The 1,417-nt window shown below is 32.7% G+C and carries 2 protein-coding genes; both read right to left on the bottom strand.

Annotation, left to right across the window (positions count from 1 at the left end):
* Nucleotides 1-108 precede the first annotated feature (108 nt).
* Nucleotides 109-957: an IS3 family transposase gene (locus DFQ09_RS18680; protein WP_245940389.1), complete on the bottom strand. Its 849-nt coding sequence runs from the start codon at nucleotides 955-957 to the stop codon at nucleotides 109-111.
* Nucleotides 927-1,361: a helix-turn-helix domain-containing protein gene (locus DFQ09_RS18675; RefSeq protein WP_115813148.1), complete on the bottom strand. Its 435-nt coding sequence runs from the start codon at nucleotides 1,359-1,361 to the stop codon at nucleotides 927-929. Before DFQ09_RS18675 ends, DFQ09_RS18680 begins: the two co-directional genes overlap by 31 nt.
* Nucleotides 1,362-1,417: the final 56 nt, after the last annotated feature.

Genomic DNA, 1,417 nt, shown 5'->3' with positions numbered 1-1,417 from the left:
TGTATTATACTGATATAGGTTGACTCTTTTTTGGTTATTATTTCCACATTCAAAAGATTTTTTAGAGCCGTTTAGAAGGCAAAAAAATAGTTTGAACTAGGTCAGTTCTTAAATCGTAAGTTCAGGTAAATTTACTTTATTTTTTCGATAGGATTTGTATTTGATGTTTGGATTCAGATGGACTTCAGCAGGTTTTCTGAGATCCAGGCTAAAATGGGTTCTCAAATTGTTATAAATATATACTGCTTGTTGTGTCATTTTTTGTGCTAATTCAGTGTTCTTAATAGTTTGTTTTAATCCATATTCATATTTAAGAGTTCTGTTAATGCGTTCTGCAATAGCGTTTTCATAAGGGTCGTATTGCTCAGTCATACTCATTGTAATGTTATTGTTTTCAGCGAATTCTGTGTATTTGGGATTGCAATATTGAAAACCTCTGTCAGAATGATGAATAAGCTTTTGATTGGTATATTTTCTGTTTTTAATAGCCATAGCGAGCGCATCTGTGCAAAGTGATGTTCTCATGTGGTTGTCGAGTTTATATCCCATTATTTGCTTAGAATAGGCGTCTGTGACTAATGCTAGATAGTTGTGCCCATTTTCTGTTTTAATGTATGTTATATCGCTAACCCATAGTTGTTCCGGTCGAGTAGGAACGTGGTCTTTTACAAGGTTCTTATATTTTTTGTACATATGGTTTGAGTTTGTCGTTGTGATGTAATTTTTAGTTTTAGGAATCAAAAGATTATTTAGCCTAAGGAAGTGATAGAACTTGTCTCTACCAATCTTAATATTAGCCTTAGTAAAATTAGCTTTAAGTTCCGCATGTAGTTTAATTCCACCAGTTTTAGAGCCTACTTTTTTGCGGTAGTCCTTAACCATTTTAATCATTTTTTGATGATCTATTTCTTTTTTCTGTTGAGTTCTTAGTCTTTTGTAGAAGGCTTGTTTAGATATCCCAAAACATCCATAGAGCCATTTTCTTTTATACGCTGTCTTTTCTTTTGCTCTATCTCTTTTGCTAACGTTTTGGGCAATGACTTTTTTGACATGTCGACTCCTGTAATAAGTTCCATATCAGCGATAATGTCTTGTTGGAAGTCTTTTTGAAACTCTAGTTCTTCAATACGTTCCTTTAATTTTTTGATTTCGTCGTTTTTACTCATACCAGTATTTTGTTGTACTAATGTACTGTATTTTCTTAACCAATAGGTAATGGTTGTTCGAGGGACATCGTATTTTTTTGAAGCTTGGTTATTGGATAATTGTCCGCTAAGAATTTGGTCAACGACTAAAAGTTTGGTCTCCAAGGTTGCTTTTTGATAGCTTTTTTTTCGCCAGTGTTCATTTTGTGTTTTCATAAGTGACTATAATTAATGGTTTAATTTTTAGTCAACCTATTTCAGGAAAGTTCATT

Origin of the sequence: Winogradskyella pacifica (genome assembly GCF_003386275.1) — a bacterium.
GTDB classification, from domain to species: Bacteria; Bacteroidota; Bacteroidia; order Flavobacteriales; family Flavobacteriaceae; genus Winogradskyella; species Winogradskyella pacifica.
The sequence above is the reverse complement of the archived record's forward strand: the minus strand, read 5'-3'. Positions and strand labels throughout refer to the sequence as shown.

Bases quoted from the DNA above. Each gene is read 5' to 3' on its own strand.
- DFQ09_RS18675 (WP_115813148.1), bottom strand. From the start codon at position 1,361: ATGAAAACACAAAATGAACACTGGCGAAAAAAAAGCTATCAAAAAGCA.